Annotated in this window: 21 protein-coding genes; 13 read left to right on the top strand and 8 right to left on the bottom strand. The window is 71.9% G+C overall.

The features are described from left to right. Positions 1-106: 106 nt before the first annotated feature. Both LK06_RS02085 and LK06_RS02090 read right to left on the bottom strand, forming a co-directional pair. Complete coding sequence (locus LK06_RS02085) at positions 107-745, bottom strand: RNA polymerase sigma factor (RefSeq protein ID WP_174673795.1); 639 nt, start codon at positions 743-745, stop codon at positions 107-109. Beyond that, positions 742-2193 (bottom strand): S8/S53 family peptidase, encoded by a 1452-nt coding sequence (locus tag LK06_RS02090; protein ID WP_039653860.1) that lies wholly within the window; start codon positions 2191-2193, stop codon positions 742-744. Before LK06_RS02090 ends, LK06_RS02085 begins: the two co-directional genes overlap by 4 nt. 90 nt (positions 2194-2283) lie before the next feature. On the opposite strand from LK06_RS02090, the gene LK06_RS02095 reads away from it, so the two are divergent. Next, positions 2284-4899, top strand: coding sequence for a CHAT domain-containing protein (locus LK06_RS02095; protein ID WP_043405241.1), 2616 nt, complete (start codon positions 2284-2286; stop codon positions 4897-4899). A gap of 151 nt (positions 4900-5050) precedes the next feature. On the opposite strand, the gene LK06_RS02100 is transcribed toward LK06_RS02095, so the two are convergent. Further along, entirely contained in the window at positions 5051-6892 is a 1842-nt protein-coding gene (locus tag LK06_RS02100; protein ID WP_043433169.1) for a LuxR family transcriptional regulator AbsR2, read from the bottom strand. Between the two features lie 94 nt (positions 6893-6986). Here LK06_RS02100 and absR1 point away from each other — a divergent pair, with 94 nt between their 5' ends. The 7 genes from absR1 (at position 6987) to LK06_RS02140 (ending at position 14143) form a co-directional block, all read left to right on the top strand. Beyond that, the gene (gene absR1 / locus LK06_RS02105) at positions 6987-8072 is read left to right on the top strand and encodes a beta-glucuronidase AbsR1 (protein WP_039653856.1); all 1086 of its coding nucleotides are present in this window, start codon (positions 6987-6989) and stop codon (positions 8070-8072) included. Between the two features lie 426 nt (positions 8073-8498). Continuing rightward, entirely contained in the window at positions 8499-9659 is a 1161-nt protein-coding gene (locus LK06_RS02115) for an NAD(P)/FAD-dependent oxidoreductase (RefSeq protein ID WP_039653854.1), read from the top strand. Further along, entirely contained in the window at positions 9656-9958 is a 303-nt protein-coding gene (locus LK06_RS02120) for a (2Fe-2S)-binding protein (protein WP_039653852.1), read from the top strand. Before LK06_RS02115 ends, LK06_RS02120 begins: the two co-directional genes overlap by 4 nt. Further along, positions 9951-11354 (top strand): FAD/NAD(P)-dependent oxidoreductase, encoded by a 1404-nt coding sequence (locus tag LK06_RS02125; RefSeq protein ID WP_043405232.1) that lies wholly within the window; start codon positions 9951-9953, stop codon positions 11352-11354. The genes LK06_RS02120 and LK06_RS02125 overlap by 8 nt, the downstream gene beginning before the upstream one ends. Positions 11355-11435: 81 nt before the next feature. Beyond that, positions 11436-12332, top strand: coding sequence for a dihydrodipicolinate synthase family protein (locus LK06_RS02130; RefSeq protein WP_039653850.1), 897 nt, complete (start codon positions 11436-11438; stop codon positions 12330-12332). A 15-nt stretch (positions 12333-12347) separates the two neighbouring features. Next, positions 12348-13349, top strand: a complete 1002-nt coding sequence (locus LK06_RS02135) for a proline racemase family protein (protein ID WP_039653849.1) — start codon at positions 12348-12350, stop codon at positions 13347-13349. Between the two features lie 101 nt (positions 13350-13450). Next, complete coding sequence (locus tag LK06_RS02140; protein WP_039653848.1) at positions 13451-14143, top strand: GntR family transcriptional regulator; 693 nt, start codon at positions 13451-13453, stop codon at positions 14141-14143. 91 nt (positions 14144-14234) lie between these two features. On the opposite strand, the gene LK06_RS02145 is transcribed toward LK06_RS02140, so the two are convergent. Beyond that, a complete protein-coding gene (locus LK06_RS02145; protein WP_063837885.1) occupies positions 14235-15053 on the bottom strand; it encodes a potassium channel family protein in 819 nt (272 codons plus the stop codon). Between the two features lie 171 nt (positions 15054-15224). On the opposite strand from LK06_RS02145, the gene LK06_RS02150 reads away from it, so the two are divergent. The 3 genes from LK06_RS02150 (at position 15225) to LK06_RS02160 (ending at position 18231) form a co-directional block, all read left to right on the top strand. Beyond that, complete coding sequence (locus LK06_RS02150) at positions 15225-15869, top strand: DedA family protein (RefSeq protein ID WP_039653847.1); 645 nt, start codon at positions 15225-15227, stop codon at positions 15867-15869. A 674-nt stretch (positions 15870-16543) separates the two neighbouring features. Continuing rightward, on the top strand, positions 16544-16903 hold the full coding sequence (locus LK06_RS02155) for a DUF779 domain-containing protein (protein ID WP_039653845.1): 360 nt from the start codon (positions 16544-16546) through the stop codon (positions 16901-16903). 74 nt (positions 16904-16977) lie between these two features. Beyond that, entirely contained in the window at positions 16978-18231 is a 1254-nt protein-coding gene (locus LK06_RS02160; protein WP_078858791.1) for a phosphodiester glycosidase family protein, read from the top strand. A 12-nt stretch (positions 18232-18243) separates the two neighbouring features. Here the strand turns inward: LK06_RS02160 and LK06_RS02165 are convergent, their stop codons facing one another. From LK06_RS02165 to LK06_RS02180, 4 genes are all read right to left on the bottom strand, one after another. Further along, positions 18244-18438 carry a hypothetical protein gene (locus LK06_RS02165; protein ID WP_039653844.1) on the bottom strand — a complete coding sequence of 65 codons (195 nt, stop codon included), beginning with the start codon at positions 18436-18438 and terminating at the stop codon, positions 18244-18246. 294 nt (positions 18439-18732) lie between these two features. Further along, the gene (locus LK06_RS02170; protein WP_039653842.1) at positions 18733-19809 is read right to left on the bottom strand and encodes an acyl-CoA dehydrogenase family protein; all 1077 of its coding nucleotides are present in this window, start codon (positions 19807-19809) and stop codon (positions 18733-18735) included. Next, entirely contained in the window at positions 19806-21023 is a 1218-nt protein-coding gene (locus LK06_RS02175) for an acyl-CoA dehydrogenase family protein (protein WP_039653840.1), read from the bottom strand. Before LK06_RS02175 ends, LK06_RS02170 begins: the two co-directional genes overlap by 4 nt. After that, the gene (locus LK06_RS02180; RefSeq protein ID WP_039653839.1) at positions 21020-21991 is read right to left on the bottom strand and encodes an NADPH:quinone oxidoreductase family protein; all 972 of its coding nucleotides are present in this window, start codon (positions 21989-21991) and stop codon (positions 21020-21022) included. The genes LK06_RS02175 and LK06_RS02180 overlap by 4 nt, the downstream gene beginning before the upstream one ends. Before the next feature lie 236 nt (positions 21992-22227). On the opposite strand from LK06_RS02180, the gene LK06_RS02185 reads away from it, so the two are divergent. Together LK06_RS02185 and LK06_RS02190 are read left to right on the top strand one after the other, a co-directional pair. Continuing rightward, positions 22228-23766: an ATP-dependent DNA ligase gene (locus LK06_RS02185; protein WP_039653838.1), complete on the top strand. Its 1539-nt coding sequence runs from the start codon at positions 22228-22230 to the stop codon at positions 23764-23766. Beyond that, positions 23763-24236 carry an NUDIX hydrolase gene (locus tag LK06_RS02190; RefSeq protein ID WP_039653837.1) on the top strand — a complete coding sequence of 158 codons (474 nt, stop codon included), beginning with the start codon at positions 23763-23765 and terminating at the stop codon, positions 24234-24236. Before LK06_RS02185 ends, LK06_RS02190 begins: the two co-directional genes overlap by 4 nt. Positions 24237-24244: the final 8 nt, after the last annotated feature.

Below are 24244 nucleotides of genomic sequence, written 5' to 3' on the forward strand. Positions count from 1 at the left end.
TCACGCCGGCCGTCGCACCCGTCACGCCGGTCGACGTACCCGTCACGCCGGTCGACGTACCGGTCATCGTCGTGCCGGTCGTCATGCCGATGGTCGCCGTGTCCGTTCACGCCGCACCCCGTGCGTCCATCCGGGCGCGCAACCGACGCAGACAACGCTGGCGCAGCGGCCCGATGCTACCGACCGCAATACCGAGCGCTGCCGAGATCTCCCCGTAGCTGGGCGGCGGAGAGGCCATCAGCACGCGCAGCAGCTGCCGGCAGCGCTCCCCCAGTCCGTCCAGCTCCTGCCACAGGCGGCGGACGCGTTCGGCCCGGTCCGCCGCTTCCTCGGCTTCGATCACGGACTGCTCCGGCGTCCGCTCCTCGCTGGCCCGGTCCAGGACGTGCGGATCGTCGGTCAGGGTCAGCCGCGTCAGGCTCTTCAGTACCTTCAGGCACTCGTGGCGGGTCGTACTGGCCAACCAGGAGCCGGCCTTGTCGGGCTCGCGGATCCGGCCGAGGTGCTGGGCGAAGCGGAACCACACGGTCTGGTAGACCTCGTGTCCATCGGCGTCGGAGAGCCGGTGCGCGCGCACCACGGACCACACCAGCGGACTCATCCCCTCCACCAGCGCCTTCCAGGCCCCGGCGTCTCCGTCAACCGCGGACTGGACCAACGTGCCGACCTCTGTTCGGTCCACGGCTCCACCCCTCCCGTGCGGGACGTCATCGTACGCCGTGGAGCGGAGGGTTCCGGCCGTCATGCGGGCAGTGCCGGGACGGCGAGCGGGACCGGACGCCAGGTTGCCGGACGGAGCGCCGGCACACGCGCCCCGCGCACCTCGGCGCGCTCGACGGTGGCCGCCAGTAGGCGGGCACCCGCCATGCGCGGCTCGCGCTCGCGGTACGCCGTCATACGGGCGGCCACGAGCCCCGCGGCGACCGGGGTGGCGAAGGAGGTGCCGCTCCACTGCGCGAGGCCGTCGAACATCACCTGGTCCGGCTTGGCCCCCGTGCTCTCCCGTTGCTCACTCAACACCCCGGTGTGGCAGGGGAACCGGCAGGTGCAGGGATAGGAGAAGCCGAACCGGCAGGCATCGTAGGTGGAGTGCTGGTAGACGTACGGCACCGGGGTGTCGAAACCGGTGAGGGCACTGGTGAGGCGCTCTCCCGGAGCATAAGCCCGCACCCAGGGGCCGTGGTTGCTGAAGCAGGCTTCGGCTTCGCCGTCCGCACGCAGCGCGCCGACCGACAGCACGCTGTCCGCGTACTCGGGCAGGGCAGCGTACGCGGCGGGCCAGAAGGGCGTACTGCTCGCGTTGTTGCCGGCGGCCGCAACCAGCAGGGTGCGTTGGGAGCGCAGTTCCCGCATGAACGCCTCCAGACCGATCAGCCCGGTCACACCGGTCAGGCCGCCGGTGGTCCCGGTGCCCGTGGTCGGAGTGCCCGCGGACAGGCTGATGATGTCGGGCCAGCCGGCCCGGTCCACAGCCTCGAAGAGCCTGGCCCCGAACTCGGACTCCAGAATGGCACCGGCGTCGTTCAGGGTGCCGAGGACGGTGATGTCGGAGTTCGGCGCGACGGCCGCGACGATCCCGGCGATGAAAGTGCCGTGGCCGACGTACTGGTGGAGCAGGCCGTCGCCGTCGGTCTCGTCCACCTGGGCGTCGCCCGTGGTGTGGGCGAGGAGCGGGCAGGAACCGTGGTCGTGCACGAGACCGGTGTCGACCACCAGGACACGGACGGCGGTCTCGGGGTCGTACCCACCGGCCGCGACACCCGGATTGACCGGACCGGTGCGCACAGCGGGCACCGGCTCGTCCCCGGGGCAGGCGTTGACCGCGATGTGCACCACGTGGTTGCGGCTGGCCAGCTGGTGTCCCCGGCGGGCCTCCATCTCCCCCAGGGCACGCAGGGCGTGCGGCACCGGGTCGTCGCCCTGTCCCGGGTCACCGACCCGGATGCGGGTGACACCGGTGCGGCTGGTCTGCGGCCCGGTACGGCGCACGTGGTCGGGGAACAGCCCCCGGGTCTCAGTGAAGTGGGCGCGCACCGTGTCCTCGACGATCCGTGCCTCCTCCCCGTCCCGGGCGAGGACCACGCCCTTCTCGTAGAGGAGACCGGCGTCGCCGTCCGGTCCCATGGCCAGTGGAACGTCCGGCATCGAACGCTGGATCTGGTCGAATTGCTCGTGGAATCGCTGAGGTGCCATGCCGTGTCCTCCCCCTCATGACCGTGTTCGACAGTGAGAGCCGCGGGACCACCACCTGATACAGGCCGTCAGGTGCGGCAGGCCACTACCATGCGAGGCGTGACAGCAGCGGGAAGCAAGGCGGTGCTCGAACTGCTGCCCATGGTGTTCGCCGACCCGGGCGAGGCCCGGGCGCGCGCCGAGCAGGTGGTACGCGCCGACCAGTCGCCGTTGCACGCCAGCATCGCCCATCAGGTGCTCGGCATCTGGCAGCGGGACTTCGGTGATCTGCGCATCGCGCTGCGGCACCTGCGACGGGCCCGGGACCTAGCCGCACGCGCCGAGTCCGCCGACCGGGAAGCCGATGTGCTCGCGACCATGGGGGTCGCACTGGTGCACGCGGGGCGCACACGACAGGGGCTCGCATCGTTCGAGCGGGGGGTCACCCGGGGTACCGGGCACACCCGTGCCCGGGTGCTGTACCGGCGGGCCTACGTGTGGTGGGTGCTGGGACATCACCGGGAGGCACTGGAGGACGTACGGCGGGCACTGCCGGTGCTGCGGCAGGTCGCCGACGACATCTGGACCGCGCGGGCACTGACGCTGCGGGCCACCGTGCATCTGGCGGTCGGCGCGGTGGACCGGGCGGTCGCCGACTTCACGGCGGCGGAGCAGCTGTGGGACACGACCGGCCAGGAGCACGACAAAGCGGACGTGGTGGAGAGTCGGGGACTCGCCGCGTTCCGATCCGGAGACATCCCGGCCGCCCTGCGGTTGCTGGACGAGGCCGGAGAACGGTACGCCAAGCTCGGCACTCCGACCTACATGCTCTCGATCCGGCGCTGCGAGGTACTCATGGCAGCGGGCCTGGCGCCAGAGGCTCTGGCCGAGGCAGACGCGGCGATCGCACTGCTGGACCGCCTCGGCGGGCAGTCCACCCGCAAGGCGGAGTTGTTGTTGGCCGCCGCGCGTGCTGCCCGCTCAGCGGGGGACGCACACACCGCGATCGCCCGGGCCGCCGTCGCTGTACGACTGTTTGCGGCACAGCGGCGGAAATGGTGGCAGATGCACGCCCAACTGGTGCTGATCGAGGCACGGGTGGCAACCGGGCGCCGGTCGGGACGGCTGGTCGCGGACGCGGCGGCGACCGCGGAGCGCCTGACCGCGTTCGGCTCACCCGCGGCGCCGGAAGCCTCGCTGCTCGCCGGCCGGATCGCGTTGGCACTGGGCTGGACTGCGGATGCGGAACGGCACTTGGCGGTGGCCGCGCGCAGCCGGCACGGCGGACCGCCGCCGGCCCGGATGACGGGTTGGGCGGCGCAGGCACTCCGCGCCCAGGCGGCCGGTTCCCGGCGCGGCGTGCTGGAGGCCTGCCGACGCGGCCTGGATGTGCTGGATGACCACCGGATGACGCTCGGCGCCTCTGAGTTACGGGCCCGTGTGACCGCGCAAGGCACCGAACTGGCCGCGCTCGCACAGGAGGTGAGCCTCGCCGGGGGCGGTCCGCGACGGCTGCTGGTGTGGAGCGAGCGGTGGCGGGCGACCGTGCTCTCCGCACCACCGACCAGGCCGCCCGCCGATCCGGTCCTGCTCCGCGCGCTGACCGCCTACCGGGAAATCGCCGCCCGCGCGGAAGAGGCCCGGACGCAGGGTCGCCCGGTGCCCGCGCTGGATCGCGAACGACGGCGGCTGGAACGGGAGATCCGCTCCCGTACCCATCACAGGCACGGGACTTCGCCCGGCGCGGGTGACCGCCTGGACGCGGCCAGGCTGCTGGACCGGCTCGGCGACGCGCTGCTGGTCGAACTCGCCGTCGTGGACGGACGGGTGCACGTCCTGCTGTGTGGAAGGGGGAAGGTACGTCGGTTCGGCGGCGGAACGCTGACCGAGGCGCTGGCCGAGGCCGAGCACGTTCAGGCCGGGCTCCGCCGGCTCGCCCACCCGGGGGCCGAGGCCAGGCTGCCACTGGTGGAGGCGGCGGGCCGGCGGCTGCAGGAGCTGCTGCTGGGCGGAGCCGTACCGCATCTGGGTCCCGGGCCGGTGGTGATCGTGCCACCGGGGGCACTGCACCGGGTGCCGTGGGCACTGCTGCCGGCGTTGCGGGACCGGGTGCTGAGCGTGTCCCCGTCTGCGGGCAGCTGGCTGCGCGCCCGGGAGACCGAGCCACCGCCGGACGGCCGACCCGTACTGGTGCGCGGCCCGGGTCTCGCGACGGGCGGCGCGGAGGTGTCTGAACTGGCGGACCGATACGGCACGGCAACGGTCCTGGAGGGCGCGCAGGCGCAGGTCCCCCGGGTGCTGACGGAGCTCGACGGCGCGGGCCTGGCGCACCTCGCGGCCCACGGCACCTTCCGCGCGGACAGCCCGCTGTTCTCCGCGCTGCGCATGGCCGACGGCCCGCTGATCGTGCACGACCTCGAACGACTCGCCCGCAGCCCGTACCGGATCATCCTCTCCAGCTGCGACACCGCCCGGCTCGCCTCAGTCGGTGCCGATGAACTCCTCGGCCTCGTCGCCGCGTTGCTGCCGCTGGGCACGGCCGGAGTGGTAGCGAGCAGTGCCCCAGTCAACGATGAGGCTGTGGTGCCCTTGATGCTCGCTCTACACAAGGGCCTCGGTGCGGGTCTGTCCCTGGCCGAGGCGCTGCGTGACGCCCGTGCGGCGCTGCCCGGCGACGCGGTGCACCAGGCGACGGGGTGGGCGTTCGCGGCCTTCGGAGCGGCGTGAGCCCACGGTGCCGGCACGGCCGGCGGCACCTGGGACGGGAGCCCTGAGCGCGCTGTCCGCGCACTGCGCCGCTGCCTGGGCTCACCGCGGCCACGGCGAGGGCGCCCGGCGGACGGCCCTCGGTGGTGCCGCTGCCCGGCCGGTGCGACGCTCACGCCGGCTCGTGCTCCGGCAGCTCCACCAGCCAGGGCAGCGCCGCCCGGTCACCCGTGCCGAGCCGGGTGTAAGCGCCGTGGAGATGGTTGCCGACCGTACGCACCGAAAGGGTCAGCCGCTCTGCGATCTCCCGGTTGCTCAGTCCGGTCGCCGCGAGGGTCACGATCTGCCGTTGCCGGGCAGTGAGTTCGCCAAGGACCAGTCCGGCAAGCGCAGGGGTGTGCGCGCCCTGGCAGCGGCGGGCGAGGGCGAGCGCGCGCGTACGGGAGAGCCGGGCGGCACGAGGATCACGGTGGGCCCGTACTGCCTGGGCGTGGGCCTCGGCCGCGAACAGCAGGAAACCGTGCTCCAGGAGGGCCTCGGCCGACCGGTCCAGGGCGGGACCGTCGCCGCGGACCAGTGCCTCCGCGTGCCGCGCGAACACGCTGCCGTCCGGGAGCCGGCCGGCCACCCGCTGGGGCACGCCGAGGCGTACGGCGTCGTAGAGCGCGTGCACGTCCCCGGGCGCACAGCCCTCGTCCCCCGCACCTGCCGTGCGGACGATCGGCCCGCCAGCGGGGGCGCCGCACACCCCTGCGGCCCAGCCGTCAGCCTGGGCCGGGCCGAGCAGCTGCCCCTCAGATAGGCTGAGTTCGGTGTGACAGCCGGTGTCTCCCGGAGCATGCCGCAGCCCCTCCCGCGCCCATGCCGCCCCTTCCCGCAACTCGCCGCGCAGGCGCGCGAACCGCGCGCGGACGGCGGCGTACCCGGTTGGCAGCGGCGCTCCTTCTGCGATCAGCCAGTCCCCCACCGGGGTGGGCGTGGACCGGACGTCCAGCCGCTCGATCCGCTGGACCAGCGTGCGCTGTTCGGCGGCCAGCGCGGCGTCACGGCCATGGACCGTGCGACCCAGTCGCCGCGCCCGCAGCCGACCGGTCGTGGCACGCAGGGCCGGACCGTGCAGCGGGTCGGCCAGGGTCACGGCGCCCAGGTCGTCGACGTGGATCAGCCCGTCCGCCTCCAGGCGTTCGAGGACGTCCAGGTCGGCTCGCGCCGGGCCGCGGCCCTCCGGGTCCGGGCCGTCCAACGCAAGCGGCAGCGGTTCCGCGAACGCCAGGCGTTCCAGGGTCGCACGCTCAGCAGACGCGGGGCGCTCCAGAGCCGGAGCGAGCCGCTCGCGCACGGCTGGGGTCACCGGAAGCGGGCCCCGCCAGGCCCGCTCACCCGTCTCCGGGACGGTGATCAACCGTCCGGAGGCACCGAGCTCGGTCACCAGCTCGTGCAGCAATCGCAAGTCGCCCCGGCACACGTGGTGCAGACGGCCGGCCGTGAGCGGTTCCAGCCTGGCCGCGGCCAGCAACTGCATGGTGCCCTGCCTGGGCAGCGGAGGGAGGGCCAGCCGGGGCAGCATCTCGCCGGTCCACAGCCTGGACACCGCGGGCGGCACAGGCACTGCGTCCGCGACGGCCACGACCAGGCGGATCCGTCCGTGGACGGCGAGCTGGTGGACCAGCGCGGCGGACACCTCGTCCAGCAGATGGGCGTCGTCCACGACGAGAATCCGTACGCCAGACAAGATCCGGACCGCGCGGTGCGGTGAGACGGAGTCGGGCAGCAGATGCGCGAACGCCGCCAAGGGCAGGGACCGCGCCTCGGGCGAGCCGGTCACCCGGGTGTGCGCGGTTCCCCGGACGGCCTCCGCGATCAGCCGGGTCTTGCCGTGGCCGGCCGGCCCGGTCAGCACCACGCCACGTCGTCCGGTTGCCAACGCCGTTCGCACTACGTCCAGTTCGTCCTCCCGACCGGTGAACGGCCAGCGTGGGTGGAGCGTCTTCGCGTCCTGTTCGAAAGTCTTCACATCAACCGGAGTGCGCGTACTCAGGTTTGATACAGGTTGACTTGAGTAGCCCCTGACTCAGGCGTCCGGCGCGACGGGCGGGCAGGCTTGCCGTATGGCCCGCCACCTGTGCTCGTTGCCCCGGCAGCCGGCCCCGTCCTTCGGACCGGGGTTGACCGCCGAGCGGCTGGGCGCGCTGCTCGCCGGTAGGCGCATGTGGGTCAACGGGACGGTCCTGCACTACTGCTTCCTCGACACCGGCTCCGACGCCTCGTCGATCCCGGTACCCGGCACCGGAGAGCTGCGCCGGGTACCGTGGGCCGGCGACGCGGGACAGCGGGACGTGGTGCGCGACGGCTTCAGCCAGTGGCAGGACCTGGGCCTCGGCATCATCTTCACCGAGGTCGGCGACCGGCACGAGGCGGAACTGCGGATCGGCTTCCAGGCCGGCGCCGGTTCCTGGTCGGCCGTGGGCCGTCAGGCGTTGTCGCTCGGCTGGGGCGAACGCACCATGAACCTCGGTTGCGACGTCACCCCGCCAGGGGAGCGCGGCACCGTCCTCCACCAGATCGGGCACGCGCTCGGCATGGTGCACGAGCACCAGAGCCCGTTCGCCGGGCTCCACTGGGACGACGAGGCCGTCTACGCCGAGCTGGCGGGCCCTCCGAACTTCTGGAGCCGGCAGACGACGTACACCAACGTCCTGCACACACTGGATGCCTGCGAGGCGCGCGGCCCGGTGTGGGACCCGCAGTCGGTCATGGCACTGCCGTTCGGGCCAGGGCTGGTGCTGGAGCCGGAACGGTACCGCACGGGGCTGAGTCCATCCGCCACTCCGTCACCGGCGGACAAGGAGTTCGTGCTGCGCTGGTACCCGCCCATCGATCCTGGCGTACCGGCCCCGCTGGTGCCGTTCCGGTCGGTGCCGCTCGCTCTCGCGCCGGGTGAGCAGGCCGACCTCGCCGTCGAACCGCCGGAGACCCGTGACTACACCGTGGGTACCTTCGGCGATGCCGACAGCGTGCTCGTGGTCTTCGAGGAACGCGACGGGGAACCGCGTTTCCTCGCCGGGCACGACGACGGCGGCGGCCCGGGCAACGCCGCCGTCGGGGTCCGGCTGGTCAGGGGCCGCCGCTATCTGGTCCGGGTTCGCCTGTACTCCACGTGGGGTACAGGTCAGACGGCCGTCATGTGCTGGTGACGGCACGGGCTCGGCGACGGACCGGCGCCGGGGGAGTGGTCGCGGGCGTCACCCACGGGGGAGGTGACGCCCGCGACCGCGTCGGCGTGGTACCGGTGGGGCTTCGGCGGTGAGCTGCCGTCGACTCCCCCGGCAGCGGCGACGCCCCCGCTCCACCACGTCGCTGTCGCTGGACGACCTGGCCAACCAGTTTGTCGCCGCCGAAAGCTTGGGCACCTTCGCCCCGTCCGGCTGCTCCCTCAAAGGCCCGGTCGCCATCCGCGCCGCCGCCCGACACCCTGAACGCGTACCACCCCACCCCTTCTGCCTCTCCCTCCGTCCGTCTGCCACTTCTGTCGTCTTTCCCCCTGCTGCCTGCCCGACCGGCCGTCGCAGCCATATCTGCGGGGTCTCCCCAGAAAGAGCGACATGTGACATAGTACTGACGTGGCGAAGCGACTGACCTGCGATGTCGTGGTCGTCGGAGCCGGAATGGCGGGCGCGGCCTGCGCGCTGTACGCCACGCGGACCGGCCTCGACGTGAAGGTGGTGGACCGAGGGCCGGTGGCCGGCGGTACCACCGGTGCGGGCGAAGGCAACCTGCTGGTCTCCGACAAGGAACCGGGCCCCGAGCTGGAACTGGCCCTGCTGTCGACCCGACTGTGGGCCGACCTGGCGCGTCAGTTGGGCGCGGCGGTCGAGTACGAGGCCAAGGGCGGCCTCGTGGTCGCCTCGGACCCCTCCTCCCTTTCCGCGCTGGGGGACTTCGCCGTAGGACAGCGGGCCGCCGGAGTCACTGCCGACCCGGTTTCGGGCGACGAACTTCGTGAGCTGGAGCCCCACTTGGCCGCCGGCCTCACGGGCGGCATGCACTACCCCCAGGACGCCCAGGTCATGCCCGCCCTGGCCGCCGCCCACCTCCTCCGCGCCTCCGGCGCCCCCGTACACACCGGCTGGACCGTGACCGGAGTCCTGCGTACGGCGGACGGTGCGGTGCGTGGTGTCCGTACCGACCGCGGCGACATCCACGCGCCGGCGGTGGTGAACGCCGCCGGTACCTGGGGCGGTGACCTCGCCGCGCTGGCCGGAGTCCGGCTGCCGGTGCTCCCCCGGCGTGGCTTCATCCTGGTGACCGAACCACTGCCCCCGATGGTCCGGCACAAGGTGTACGCCGCGGACTACGTGTCCGATGTGGCGAGCGACTCGGCCGCCCTGCGCACCTCACCGGTCGTGGAAGGCACGGCAGCCGGCCCGGTACTGATCGGGGCCACCCGCGAACGGGTCGGGTTCGACCACTCACTTTCACTGCCCGCGGTACGGGCGCTCGCGGCCGGCGCGATCGGACTGTTCCCGTTCCTGGAGCGGGTGCACGCCCTGCGGACGTACGCGGGCTTCCGACCGTACCTGCCCGACCACCTCCCGGCGATCGGCCCCGACCCCCGGGTGCCCGGCCTGTTCCACGCCTGCGGACACGAGGGCGCCGGCATCGGCCTCGCCCCCGGAACCGGGCAGCTGATCGCACAGACACTCGCGGGAAAGGCGACCGAGCTGGATCTCACACCGTTCCGGCCGGAACGGTTCGACACCGACGGAGGCGACATCCCGTGAATCCACTGGAGCCGGCCCGGGCCCGGCCCGGCAAGGCCTTCACCATCACCTTCGACGGCCGGCCCCTCGGAGCGCGATCCGGCCAGACGGTCGCAGCGGCCCTGTGGACAGCGGGGGTGACCGCCTGGCGCAGCACCCGGGGCACGGGCCGCCCCCGCGGGGTCTTCTGCGGGATCGGAGTCTGCTTCGACTGCCTGGTGACGGTCAACGACCGCCCGAACCAACGGGCTTGCCTAGTGCCGGTGCGTCCCGGAGACGTGATCCGCACACAGGAGGGGACGGGCCGGGAACATGGCTGAGCAGCCGCACCTCACCGTCGTCGGCGCAGGACCGGCGGGCCTCGCCGGGGCCTTGGCAGCAGCCGAACGGGGCGTCCGGGTGACCCTCGTCGACGCCGCGGGCCGACCCGGCGGACAGTTCTTCCGGCAGCCCGACCCGGCCCTTGGCGCGGACCGGAAACAGACACCGCACCATGAGTGGCGCGTCTGGAAGCGGCTGCGGGACGGCCTGGACCGGCACCGCGCCACGGGACGGATCACCCACCTGACTGACCATCACGTATGGTGCGCCGAGAGGGACCCCGGCTCGACGGAGATCACGGTGTACGCCCTGGCCGGTGCCACGCAGGAGGAGGGCGTCACGGTCCGCTCCGACGCCGTCCTGCTGGCCACCGGCGGCTACGAGCGTGTACTGCCCTTCCCCGGCTGGACGCTTCCCGGCGTCGTCACGGCCGGCGGCGCGCAGGCCATGCTCAAGGGCAGCCTGGTACTCCCCGGCCGGAAAATCGTGGTCGCCGGAACCGGACCATTGCTGCTGCCCGTTGCCGCCGGGCTTGCCTCGGCGGGCGCCCAGGTGGCCGCACTGGTCGAGTCCGCCAGTCCCCGGGCGTTGCTGCGCCGGGCACCGGTTCTGGCCGCGCAGCCGGGCAAGCTGGCCGAGGGCGCCGGGTACGCGGCCCGGCTGCTGCGGCACGGCGTGCGCGTGCTGCCGCGGCACACGGTGGTGGAAGCGCACGGTACCGGCCGGCTGACAGCGGTCACCGTGGCCTCACTCGACCGGCGCGGTCGCGTCCGGCCGGGCGGCGCGCACCGGATCGCCTGTGACACCCTCGCGGTCGGCCACGGCATGTTGCCGCACACCGACCTCGCCGACACCCTCGGCTGCACCCTGTCCGGAACGGACGTACGGGTCGACAGCGAACAGCGCACCGACGTGCCGGGGGTCTGGGCCGCCGGAGAGGCCACCGGCATCGGCGGCGCGGCCCTCGCACTCGCGGAGGGGCACATCGCCGGACGCTCCATCGCCGCCCGGCTGCACGGCAACGCCCCGGACCCGTGCCAGTGGGCAGCCGCCGCCCGGGCCAGGAAACGGCTACGGACGTTCTCCGCGGCACTGGACTCGGTGTACGCTCCGCCGCCAGGCTGGACGGACAGGGTTGCGGACGACACGGTGGTGTGTCGCTGCGAAGAAGTCACCGCCGGGGACGTCCGTACCGCCGCCGGCTCGCTCGGTGGCAGCGACCTGCGCACCCTGAAGCTCCTCACCCGGGCCGGGATGGGCTGGTGCCAGGGCCGGATGTGTGCGCCTGCGGTGGCGGGACTGAGTGGCTGCGCGTTCACCCCGGGACGCCGGCCGTTCGCGCGCCCGGTACCACTCGGGGTACTCGCCACGCCGCCAGGGCAGCGACTGGACTGACCCGCGGTCGTCCGGTTCTCCACGGGCGCTTCCCACTCCCTACCAGTAAAATGTCACACCCTATTGAATGAGGGATCACCCATGACACACCCGCAGCACCGGCCCTGGCACGGGGTCCTCGTGGCCACCGCACTTCCCCTGAGCGACGATCTCTCCGTCGACTACGACCGCTACGCCGAGCACTGTGCCTGGCTGGTGGAGAACGGCTGCGACGGTGTCGTACCGAACGGCTCGCTCGGCGAGTACCAGGTACTCACCCCCGAGGAGCGCGCCCGGGTGGTGGAAACGGCCGTGGCCGCGATCGGCGGCGCCCGGGTGATGCCGGGCGTCGCCGCGTACGGCTCCGCCGAAGCACGCCGCTGGGCCGAACAGGCGGGCGAGGTCGGCTGCACCTCGGTGATGCTGCTGCCGCCCAACGCCTACCGCGCCGAGGAGCGTTCGATCCTGGCCCACTACGCGGAGGTGGCCAGAGCGGGCCTGCCTGTGGTGGCGTACAACAACCCGGTCGACACCAAGGTTGACCTGGTGCCCGAACTCCTCGCCCGGCTGCACGCCGAGGGACACATCCACGCGGTCAAGGAGTTCTCCGGCGATGTCCGCCGCGCCTACCGCATCGCCGAACTTGCCCCGGAACTCGACCTGTTGATCGGCGCCGACGATGTCCTGCTGGAGCTGGCCATGGCGGGCGCCAAGGGCTGGGTGGCCGGCTATCCCAACGCGCTTCCCAGGGCCTCGGTACGGTTGTACCGTGCCGCGGTGGCCGGGGACCTCGCCACCGCGCTCCCCCTGTACCGCCAGCTGCACCCGCTGCTGCGTTGGGACTCAAAGGTGGAGTTCGTGCAGGCCATCAAGCTGTCCATGGACGTCGTCGGCCGCTACGGCGGCCCGGTGCGCCCGCCACGCTTCCCGCTGCCGCCCGGGCAGCGGGCCACGGTTCGCGCGGCCACCGAGAAGACCGTCGCCGCGGGGCTCGTCTGACCAGGAGGCCGGAACGTGCGCAGCACACTCGTCCTACACGCCGTGGATTCGCACACCGAGGGCATGCCGACCCGCGTGATCACCGGCGGGATCGGCACCGTGCCCGGTGCGACGATGAACGAGCGGCGGTTGTACTTCCGCGAACACCTGGACCACATCAGACGGTTGCTGGTGAACGAACCGCGCGGCCACTCCGCGATGAGCGGCGCGGTCCTGCAGGCACCCAGCCGGCCCGACTGCGACTGGGGAGTCATCTACATCGAGGTCTCCGGCTGCCTGCCGATGTGCGGGCACGGCACGATCGGTGTGGCCACCGTGCTGGTGGAGACCGGCATGGTGGAGGTCATGGAGCCGGTGACCACCATCCGGCTGGACACGCCGGCGGGCGTGGTGGTCGCCGAGGTGGCGGTGGAGAACGGCGCCGCAGCGAGCGTGACGTTGAGGAACGTGCCGTCGTTCGCCGTGGCCCTGAACCGCGCGATCACCCTCCTGGACGGCCGCACGGTCAGCTACGACCTCGCCTACGGCGGCAATTTCTACGCGATCCTCCCCCTCGACGCCTTCGACCTCCCCTTCGACCGCTCCCGCAAGGACGACATCCTCACGGCCGGTCTGTCGCTGATGGACGCGATCAACGCGCAAGCGGAGCCGGTGCACCCCGAGGACCCGCACATCCGCGGCTGCCACCACGTCCACCTCTACGCACCCGGTGCCACAGGCCGGCGCTCGCGTCACGCGATGGTCATCCACCCGGGGTGGTTCGACCGCTCTCCGTGCGGCACGGGTACGAGTGCGCGCATGGCACAACTGCATGCGCGCGGCGAACTCCCGCTGCACACCGAGTTCGTGAACGAGTCCTTCATCGGAACGCAGTTCACCGGACGGCTGCTGGGCGAGACCGAGGTCGCCGGCCGCCCGGCGGTACTGCCCAGCTTCACCGGCCGCGCCTGGATCACCGGCACGGCCCAGTACCTACTGGACCCCACCGATCCGTTCCCGGAAGGATTCGTCCTCTAGCCGTCCTCTACATTGATGTCACGCGCCCCACCGGCACGTGACATTGCACCGCAGCTCACACACCGCGCCTCTCCGCGCGGGCCCAGCCGAGGAGAACCCCGATGACCGCCGAGCGCAGCAGCTCCCCGTCTGCCGCACCCGCGCTCCCCCGGCTGGGCGGCCGGCGGAGCAGCTACCGCGAGCGGGTGGCCGACGCGCTGCGCGCCGCACTGATCGCGGGCGAGCTGCGGCCGGGCCAGGTCTACTCGGCACCCTCACTCGCCACCCGCTTCGGCGTCTCCGCCACGCCGGTGCGGGAGGCGATGCTGGACCTGGCCAAGGAGGGGCTGGTCGACACGGTGCCCAACAAGGGCTTCCGCGTCACCGCCGTCTCCGACAGGCAACTGGACGAGTACACCCAGATCCGCGCACTGATCGAGATCCCCACGGTGGTGGAGCTGGCCCGCACCGCCGATCACGTCTCACTGGAGGCGCTGCGCCCGGCGGCTCGGGAGATCGTCACCGCTGCCCAGGCGGGCGACCTGATCGCCTACGTCGAGGCCGACACCCGCTTCCACCTCGGTCTCCTGGCCCTCGCGGGCAACACGCACCTGGTGGAGGTGGTGGCCGAGCTGCGGGGACGCTCCCGTCTCTACGGCCTGACCGCACTGGTGGAGGCGGGCCGGCTGCTGTCCTCCGCCGAGGAACACCTGGAGCTCCTCGACGCTCTGCTGGAACGCGACGAGAAGGCCGTACACGGGATCATGACCCGGCACCTGGGGCACGTCCGCAGCCTCTGGGCCTCCGCAGACTGATTCCGGCAGCTCCACCATGGCCGCGCAGCACGGTTCACGATGAAGAGTGCCGCCGGGTGGCGACTCACCCTGCTCGGCCCTTTGGACCGGGTCAGCCGCTGGGGGAGACGGCCCCGGCCCCCGCGGCGTCACGGCCGGTCTGCGCGGTCGACTCCTTCGGGCCTGGAGCGGACACGGCGCCCCGCATGTGCAGTTCCTCCCGCAGCCGGCGGACCTCCTCGGTGAGCGCGGTGATCTCACTGTTCGTCCTGGCTTCGCTGTCCCGCAGTTCGGAGAAGCGATCCATGAACCAGGAGGCAAGCGTCGCGGTGACCAGACCGGCCAGGGCGATCCCGCCGACCATGAGCGCGATGGCGATCAGTCGGCCTTCAGTGGTCGTAGGATAGAGATCACCGTATCCGACCGTCGTGACGGTGGTGATGGACCACCACACGGCGTCACCGAAGGTCGTGATGGTGGCGTCCGGGTTGCGTCGCTCGACGTCCAGGATCGTCAGGCTCGACAGGAACAGCAGCAAAGCCGTGCAGGCCGCCACATAGGTACCCAGACGCAACCGGACCCGGCCGAGTGTGGAGGCGTTGCGGCGCACCACCATGAACACGATCGTGACCAGGCGCAGCGGGCGCAGCGGTGGCAGGACGAGGGTGGCCAGATCGAACAGTCGCACCTTGAGGAAGGCCCACCGGTCGCCGGCCAGCGAGAAACGCAGCACGAATTCAGCGGCCAGCAGGCCCCAGATCGACAGGGTCACGGTGGCGGCGGTGTGACGCCAAACAGGCGGCAGACCGGGGGCGAGGATGGGCGCCGCGTAGGCGACGAGGTACACCAGAGCCAGGGCGATGAGCCAGCCGCCGGTTCGCCGTTCCCACCGCCGCAGCCGTTGGTCCTTCAGGGCAGGTGTCGCAGACATGGGACGCCATTGTGGCATCCGGGGCCGGGGCCCAGGTCCGCCCGGGCCCAGTCGGTCCTCGGCGGACGGTGACCGGGCTGCCCGGCGCGGGCACGGAAGCGGGCGAATTCCCGGCCGACACGCGATGCTGGGGAGCGGGTAATCCTGCGAGAAGGCCAGGAGGCTCGTCCGGTGATCGCCGTCAACCCGATGGACAGCGCTTCGGTGCTGGCCGCCTTTGGTGCGCTGGGTGTCCTCGTGGTGATCTTCGCGGAGTCGGGCCTGCTGGTCGTCGGTTTCTTCCTGCCCGGTGACACCTTGCTGCTCCCGGCCGGGGTGCTGTGCGCGGGAAGCGCCGACCAGCCACCGAAGCTGTCCCTGTGGCAGGTGCTGCTGTGCGCGGCCGTCGGGGCAGTGGCCGGTGGGCAGGTGGGCTACCTCATCGGGCGGCACGGCGGGCGCGCGCTGCTGTCACGCACGTCGAGTCGGAGGGTGCAGAGCACGGCCGTGCGGGCGGAGGAACTACTGGCCCGTTACGGCTACGGCAAAGCACTGGTGATCGGCCGGTTCGTCCCGCTGCTGCGGACGGTACTGCACCCGGTGGCCGGTGTGCTCAAAGTGCCCACACGGACCTTCACCGTCTGGCAGACCGTGGGCGGTCTCCTCTGGACGCAGACACTGGTGCTCGCCGGATACGCCCTCGGTACCTCTGTTCCGCAGCTGGAGCAGTACCTGCTTCCACTCGTCGCCGTGATCGTCGTCCTGTCACTGCTGCCGGTCCTGGTCGAGGCTCTGCGCGCCTACCGCGGCCGACGACGGTCCTCCCGCTCCCGCTGAACACGCTGATCACACTGATGGACGGGGGAGTACCGCACCCCGCCCTGCCGGCCGGCGGCACAGCGCCGCGCGTGAGGATCACACCCACTGCGTACCGGCCTCCCGGTACGTATGCCGCTCCGCGAGCGCGGTGCGCACGACGGGCCGCTGGACACCTCGGTGTCGGGCAGCCTCGAACGAGTCCTGCGTCAGAACGGTGACGTAGGCGGTGGCCGACGCCGAGCCGGTCGTCCTGTTGATGCCCTGCCCGTGTCCGGGCGGCGTTCACGATCACGGCCCAACGTGTCTGCGGGGCGGTGTGGGCCTGTTCAGGGCCGTGCGGAGACAGGGCAGAGCCGGCGGGACCACGGCGGCGAGCACCGGCCGTGCCTGGAGCGGCGGGTGCGGAGCACCGGGCCAGCAGGAGCCGAGGACGATCCCTGCTCCGACATCCCACCAGCCGCCGCAGCGGAACGCGTCCAGCGGCGCCGCGTCCGGGGTCATCGCCGCGGTGTCATCGCACGCGACCTGGGCGGGCTCACGCGCTCCCACGGTACTTCGCGGTGCCCGCTCCCGGACCGGAGGGCGATTCGGCCGCCGCTGGCCCCCCGCCCGAGCAACGAGGCCTTCTGGACGGGTTTGTGACCGACCATGAGACTGGCCGGGTCAGATGCCCAGCTCTCCAGGAGGGTGACATGCAAGAGGAAGTCCCCCGCGTCCAGCTCACCCCACGGGCCGCCGAACTGGTGCGCCGGCTGCGCACCGAGCACGGTCCGCTGATGTTCCACCAGTCCGGTGGCTGCTGCGACGGCAGCGCACCCATGTGCTACCCGGACGGCGAGTTCCGCACCGGCGGGTCGGACGTGCTTCTGGCGGAGCTGGCCGTCGAGGGGGTCGGGGAGCCCGTGACCTTCTGGATGTCCCGGAGTCAGTACCAGGCGTGGCGCCACACCCGTCTGATCGTGGACGTAGTACCGGGCCGGGGCAGCGGCTTCTCGTTGGAGGCACCCGAGGGGGTGCGTTTTCTCACTCGTTCTCGCGTAGTCGAAGCCTAGTCCGCCCGCCCGCCGCCGCTGTCTGCTGCACTGCCCCTGAACACACGACGGTTGACGAGACATCAGGGGGCACGGTGACCAGACGTCGCAGACGTTCGGCAGCGGGCAGAACGGTTCTCACGGTTGTCACAGCACTCGGCGTACTGGCCGGGGCAGCCCTGGCCGGGGCAGCCCCGGCCGGTGCCGTACCGGCCAGTGCCGTACCGGCGGGCACGCGGATCGCACCGGGTGTCACCTACCGGCAGTTCGACGTCGACGCGGCCGCGGGTACCGCGCACGCCCACCTGCTCACGGTCGACCTGGGCGATCCGCAGGTGCGCGTCGACCTGCTGTATCCGGGAGCCGTTGCGGCTCGGGCCCCCCTCTCCCGGCTGGCCGGTTCGGCCGGAGCGGTCGCGGGGGTCAACGGTGACTTCTTCAACATCACCGAGGTCCAGCACCCGGGCGTGCCTGCCACCGGCGTGAGCGTGGGGCCGGCCGTCGCGGACGGGCAGGCGCTCAAGGCTGCGGTGCCCAGGGGACAGCGCTTCGGACCCGCTCTGCCACCGGGAACGAACACCCAGGAGGTGTTCGGCGTGGGCACCGACCGGCGAGCGCGCCTGGACCGTCTCTCCCTCGCCGGCTCGGTCGGTACGCCGGAGGGCCGCATCCCGCTGGAGGGCCTGAACCAGTACGCGCTCCCGCAGGACTCCGTCGGTGCCTTCACCTCGCTGTGGGGCAGCGTCTCCCGGGAACGCGCCGTCTGCGGCACCGATACCCGGCGGGCGGCCCCGTGCAGTACCGACACCTACGAGGTGGAGGTGCGCGACGGTCGGGTGGTCTCCGTCTCCGGCGCCCCGGGCAGCGGCGCGATCCCCGCGGACACCACCGTGCTGGTGGGTCGCGAGGAGGGCGCGCGGCAACTGCGCGCACTTTCGGTCGGTGACACGGTGACCGTCACGCACTCCCTGGTGGCGACCACCTCGGAAGTGCCGTACGCGTTCGCGATCGGTGGCTTCCCCGTGCTGCGTGACGGCAGGCCACTCTCCGGCCTCGACGACACCGCCTCGGCCGTACGCACCGCGATCGGCTTCAGGCCCGGCGGACAGCAGTTGCTGATCCTGGCACTGGACGGTGCCGCGGCCTACCGGAGCGGCATGACCGTCGCGGAGGAGGCGGAGACCATGCGGGCGCTGGGAGCGTCCGCGGCGTTCAACCTCGATGGCGGCGGCTCAACGGACCTGGTCACCCGCGACGCCGACGCGACCACCGTGACGGTCCGCAACCACCCGAGCGGCGGCGCCGAGCGCCTGGTACCGAACGGTATCGGCGTCTTCTCGGCCGCTTGACCCGTCCTCACCTCAGGGCCGCAGGCTGCTCACCAGGTCAGCGGTCGCGGTGAGCCCGCTGTGGATGGTGGGCGCCATACTCGTGCCCGCCAGGTAGAAACCGAGCAGTGCGCAGACCAGGGCGTGGGAGAACTTCAGCGCGCCGTTGCGCATGAAGACCACGGCCAGGATCAGGAGCAGCAGTACCACAGAGATGGAAATGGCCATCGGGAACCTCCTCCGCCACGTGCCATGAGCGGCGTTCGGCCGCAAGTGTGGCGCAGCGGAGGGTTCTACCGGGCAGCTGACGCGTCCGCCGATCGAGTGGTGTCAGATCGAGGGTGTTGGGCGGAGGGTGTCAGGCGGAGGGGTGAGCGTCGAGGACGGCCTCCAGGACGGCGAGATCATCGGCGTTCAGGTGGTCGATGCCGACGTCGAGCGGTTTCATGCCGTTCTGGTCCACTTCGTTGGAGCATCCGCCGCGCGTATGCCCACCCCGGGGTGGGCATACGCGGCCTGGCGTCAGGGTGCCTGGAGGCCGGTCAGTCCGGCCAGCGCCTCGCGGTGGGTGCCTGCGGTGCCGTAGGCGATCGAGTCGGCCTTGGCCCGCTTCAGGTACAGGTGCACCGGATGCTCCCAGGTCATGCCGATGCCGCCGTGGAGTTGCAGGGCCTCCTCGGTGACGCGCACGGCGACGGGGGCTGCGTAGGCCTGGGCGACCACCACCGTGATGTCCGTGTCCTCACCCGTGGCCAGTGCGTCTGCGGCGGCTCGGGCGGCGGCCCGGAGGCTGACCACCTCCAGCCACAGCTGGGCGAGCCGGTGCTTGAGCGCCTGGAAGCCGCCGACCGGCCGGTTGAACTGCTTGCGTTCCTTCAGATACCGCACCGTCTCGGTCAACGCCCAGTCGGCCACGCCCAGTTGTTCGGACGCGAGCAGACCGGCGGCAGCGTGTAGGGCCCGGCGCACGGCGGGTTCGGCGTCCCCCAGCCTATGGGCGCCGCGCACGCCTTCGAGGGCGACGTGTGCCACCGGACGGGTGAGGTCCAGGGACACCTGCGCGGTGATGGTCGTGGCGGAGGCCGGCACCGCGTACAGGCCTCCGTCGTCCGCGGGTACGAGCAGCACATCGGCGACCGTCGCGTCGGCGATGGCGGTCAGTTCCCCGTGCAGCGCGCCGCCTTCGAGCCGTACGACCGGAAAGCCTGCTCCCGGTGCGGTGTGCAGTCCCACGGCAAGCACACCGATCGTCGTCCCCGATGCCAGTTCGGCGAGCAGATCGCCGGCTCCGCACTCCAGCAGGGCCTCGGTGGCCACGACGGCGCTCGTCAGGTAGGGCACGGGCGCCACCGCGCGACCCAGTTCCTCCAGGACCACGGCGGCTTCCCGATGGGTGGCGCCTTGTCCACCCAGTTCCTCGGGCACCAGCAGACCGGCCAGACCCATGCCGTCCGCGAGCGTCTTCCACAACCGCACGTCGTGCGGGGCGTCCGACTCGGTGCGGACGATCACGTCGGCGGGGGCGCAGTGGTCCGTGAGCAGGTCGCGGACCGCGGCGCGCAGCGCCTCCTCCTCCTCGGAATAGAGAAGATCCGTCATCGGGCGAGGTCCTTCCAGGCGACGTCCTTGTCGGTGCGCGGCTCGGGCGGCAGGCCCAGGACGCGCTCGGCGACGATGTTCAGCAGGACCTCGCTGGTCCCGCCCTCGATGCTGTTGCCCTTGGAGCGCAGATAGCGGTACCCGGCGTCACGGCCGGTGAAGTCGACCAGCTCGGGACGACGCATGGTCCAGTCGTCGTACAACAGGCCCTCTTCGCCGCGGAGTTCGACCTCCAGCCCGCTGATCTCCTGGTTGAGGCGGGCGAAGGCGAGCTTCATACCGGAGCCCTCGTAGCCGGGCTGGCCGGCGGCCAACTGCTGACGCAGGCGCTCGGCGGTGAACCGGGACACCTCGGCCTCCACCCACAACTTCAGCAGCCGCTGGTGCAGATCGTGAGTGCGTAGTCCGGGGCGTTCGCGCCAGGTCCTCGCCACCGGGCCGATCATGCCGCCCTCACGGGGCAGCCGCATGCCGCCGATGGAGACGCGCTCGTTCATCAAGGTGGTCTGGGCCACCCTCCAACCGTCGCCGATCGCACCGAGACGGCGCGAGTCGGGAATGCGGACGCCGGTGAGGAACACCTCGTTGAATTCGGCTTCGCCGGTGATCTGGCGCAGCGGCCGGACCTCGACGCCCGGGTCGGTCATGTCGCAGATGAAGTAGGTGATGCCCTGGTGCTTGGGCACGTCCGGGTCGGTACGGGTGATCAGGATCGCCCAGCGGGCGAGATGGGCGCTGGAGGTCCACACCTTCTGGCCGTTGACCACCCAGTCCCCTCCGCCCCCGGCTCCGCCCGTACCGGAGGAACTCCCGTCCTCCCGCACGGCCCGGGTGCCGAGCGCGGCCAGGTCGGAGCCGGCGCCGGGTTCGCTGAAGAGCTGGCACCAAACTTCCTCACCCGTCCACAGGGGGCGCAGATAGCGTTGCCGCTGTTCCCGGGTGCCGTAGCGCAGGATGGTCGGCGCGGCCATGCCGAGGCCGATGCCGATGCGCCGGGGGTCGTTGTCCGGCGCGCCGGCGGCCTCCAGTTCGGCATCCACGACCGCCTGCAGGGAACGCGGGGCATCCAATCCGCCGAGCCCCTCCGGGTAGTGCACCCAGGCGAGGCCGGCGTCGAACCGGGCCCGGAGGAAGTCCAAGCGGGCGGTGCCGGCTGGGGGATGCTCCTTGAGCAACTCCCTTGTACGGCAGATCAGTTCCTCAGCGTTGGTCATGCGACGGCTCCGTTCCGCGGCATGACGGCGACCCGGCCGGTGGTCGCCCCGTCAGCGACCCGCTGCACGGCATCCGCGGCCTCCTCCAGCGACACGCGCTCGCTCACCAGCGGCTTGATCACACCCTGAGCGGCCAACTCGGCGAGTTGTTCGTGGCAGTGCTGGATCAGCTTGGGGTTCTTGGCGTGGTACAGGCCCCAGTGGAGACCCAGGATCGAATAGTTCTTCACCAGGGCGTGGTTGAGCCCCGGGCTGGGGATGGTGCCGCTGGCGAATCCCACGACGACGATCCGTCCCTCGAAGGCGACCGACTTCGCCGACTGTGCGTAGGCCTGGCCGCCGACGGGGTCGTAGATCACGTCGGCGCCCCGACCGCCGGTGGCCTCCTTCACTGCGGCGACGACGTCCTCGCTGCGGCGGTCGACCACTACGTCACAGCCCAGTTCGTGGGCGACAGCCGCCTTGTCCGCACCACCGACCACACCGATCACGGTGGCCCCGGCCGCCTTACCGAGCTGTACGGCAGCACTGCCCACGCCACCGGCGGCGGCGTGCACGAGCAGTGTCTCCCCGGCCTTGAGGTGAGCGCGGCGGTGCAGGCCGAACCAGCCCGTCTGGTAGCCGATGTGCAGGGCTGCCGCCTCCGCGTCGTCCAGCGGCTCGGGCGCGGGCAATAGGGCGCGCGCGTCGGCCAGGGCGTACTCGGCGAAGCCTCCGTGCGGCAGTACTGGGTTGGCGATCACCCTGCGGCCGTCCTCGGTTTCGCCGCAGATCTCCACACCCGGCGTGAACGGCAGCGGTGGACGTACTTGGTACTGCCCCCGGCACAGCAGCGCGTCCGGGAAGTTGACGTTGGCGGCCCGGACGCGCAGCAGCACCTGGCCTTCGCCGGGGGTGGGGCGTGCCACCTCCGCCAGGCGCATCACCTCGTTCGGCTCGCCGTTCTCGTGTACTTGCCATGCCTGCATGGGGGGCCTCCACGGGACTGCTTCGTCTGACCGGATCCGATCCGCATACTAAGCGGTCGCTTGCCGATCAGGGAACCGTCGGACGTGTCACGTCCGGTCCGGGTGCACCCGGACCGGCACGTGCTCCTCCGGCGGCCCGAACCGCCGAAGGAGCGCCGTGCCCATCGTGGCCGGCTCCGCCGGACTCGACGCGCCTTCCGGGTGTGTACCCGGCGACCCCAGTGCACCCTGATGACATGCTGCTGACCCGGATCGCCCAGGTGTCCCGGGAGATCGCCGCCGCCTCGGCACGGTCCCGCAAGACCGCGCTGCTCGCCGAACTGTTCCGGGAGGCGGAACCGGCCGACGTGCCGCTCGTCATCCCCTATCTGGCCGGACGGCTACCGCAGGGACGGCTCGGTATCGGCTGGAAGGTGCTCAACCGCCGCGTGCCTCCCGCCGCAGAACCCGCTCTCACCGTCCGCGAGGTCGACGCCCGGCTCACCGAGCTGAGCCAGGTGACCGGGCCGGGCTCCCGGGCGGAGCAGACCCGGATCACCAGTGAGCTAATGGGCGCGGCCACCGCAGCTGAGCAGCACTTTCTGTTCGGCCTGCTCACCGGCGAGGTACGGCAGGGTGCGCTGGCCGCGGCGGCCATGGAGGCACTGGCTCAGGCGACCGGCGCGGACCCGGCCGGCGTCCGGCGCGCGGTGATGCTCGCCGGTTCGCTGCAGGTGGTCGCCGAGGCCCTGCTGAACGAGGGACCCGGGGCGCTGGACCGCTTCCGACTCACCGTGGGCCGCCCAGTACTGCCGATGCTGGCGCACAGCGCCTCCTCGGTCGCCGAGGCGGTGGCGAAGCTCGGCCCGTGCGCGGTGGAGGAGAAGTTGGACGGTATCCGGGTCCAGGTCCACCGGGACGGCGACACGGTGCGCGTGCACACCCGGACACTGGACGACATCAGTGCCCGGCTACCCGAAGTGAGAGTCGCCGCACTGGAGTTGCGGGAGGAGCGCTTCATCCTGGACGGCGAGGTGATCTCCCTGGACGCAGAAAACCGGCCACGGTCCTTCCAGGAAACGGCGGGCCGGGTCGGCTCCCGCACGGACGTGGCGAAGGCCGCCGCCGAGGTCCCGGTCTCCCCGGTGTTCTTCGACACCCTCGCCATCGACGGCGACAATCTCCTGGACCTCCCCCTGGCCGAACGACACGCCCGGCTGGCCCGGCTGGTACCCGGCCCCATGCGGGTCCGGCGCACGGTGGTCTCGGGGCCGGAAGAGATCCCGGAGGCAGAACGGTTCCTCGCCGACGCGCTGGCCCGCGGCCACGAGGGAGTGATGGTGAAGGCACTGGACGCGCCCTACAGCGCGGGCCGTCGGGGTGCCTCCTGGCTGAAGGTCAAGCCGGTCCACACGCTCGACGCGGTGGTACTGGCCGCCGAGTGGGGCCACGGCCGCCGCACCGGCAGGCTTTCCAACCTCCACCTGGGTGCCCGCAACCTGGATGGTACCTTCGCGATGCTCGGCAAGACCTTCAAGGGCATGACCGACTCCATGCTCACCTGGCAGACCGAGCGGCTGCGGCACCTAGCAGTCGAAGACGACGGCCAGGTGGTCCGGGTCCGCCCCGAACTCGTCGTGGAGGTCGCCTACGACGGGCTGCAACGCTCCTCCCGCTATCCGGCGGGTATCACCCTGCGCTTCGCCCGTGTGCTCCGCTACCGCGAGGACAAGCGCCCCGACGAGGCCGATACGGTGGAGTCCCTGTTGGCGGCTCACCCGGAGGTCGAACCGTGACGGCGCGTGCGGCCAAGCGGAGTGCGGGTCTGCTGCTGTTCCGGCGCACCGATGAGGGCTTGGACGTATTGCTCGGCCATATGGGTGGTCCGTTCTTCGCCAAGAAGGACGCGGGGGCGTGGACCGTGCCCAAGGGCGAGTACGAACCCGACGAACCCGCTTGGGAGGCCGCCCGACGGGAGTTCCGGGAAGAGCTGGGGCTGCCCCCTCCCGCCGGTGCGGCCGTACCGCTGGGCGAGGTCGCACAGGCAGGTGGCAAGATCGTCACGGCATGGGCGGTCGAGGCGGACCTCGATCTGACCGCGTTCCGTCCCGGCACCTTCACCATGGAGTGGCCCCCAAGGTCCGGCCGGGTCCGGGAGTTCCCGGAGCTGGACCGGGTGGCGTGGCTGGGGCTGGACCGGGCACGTGCCCTGATCATCACGGCGCAGTCCGCGTTCCTTGACCGGCTGCCGGGGCATTCGGGCTGACCAGGGCG

Origin of the sequence: Streptomyces pluripotens, assembly GCF_000802245.2 — a bacterium.
Lineage (GTDB): Bacteria > Actinomycetota > Actinomycetes > Streptomycetales > Streptomycetaceae > Streptomyces > Streptomyces pluripotens.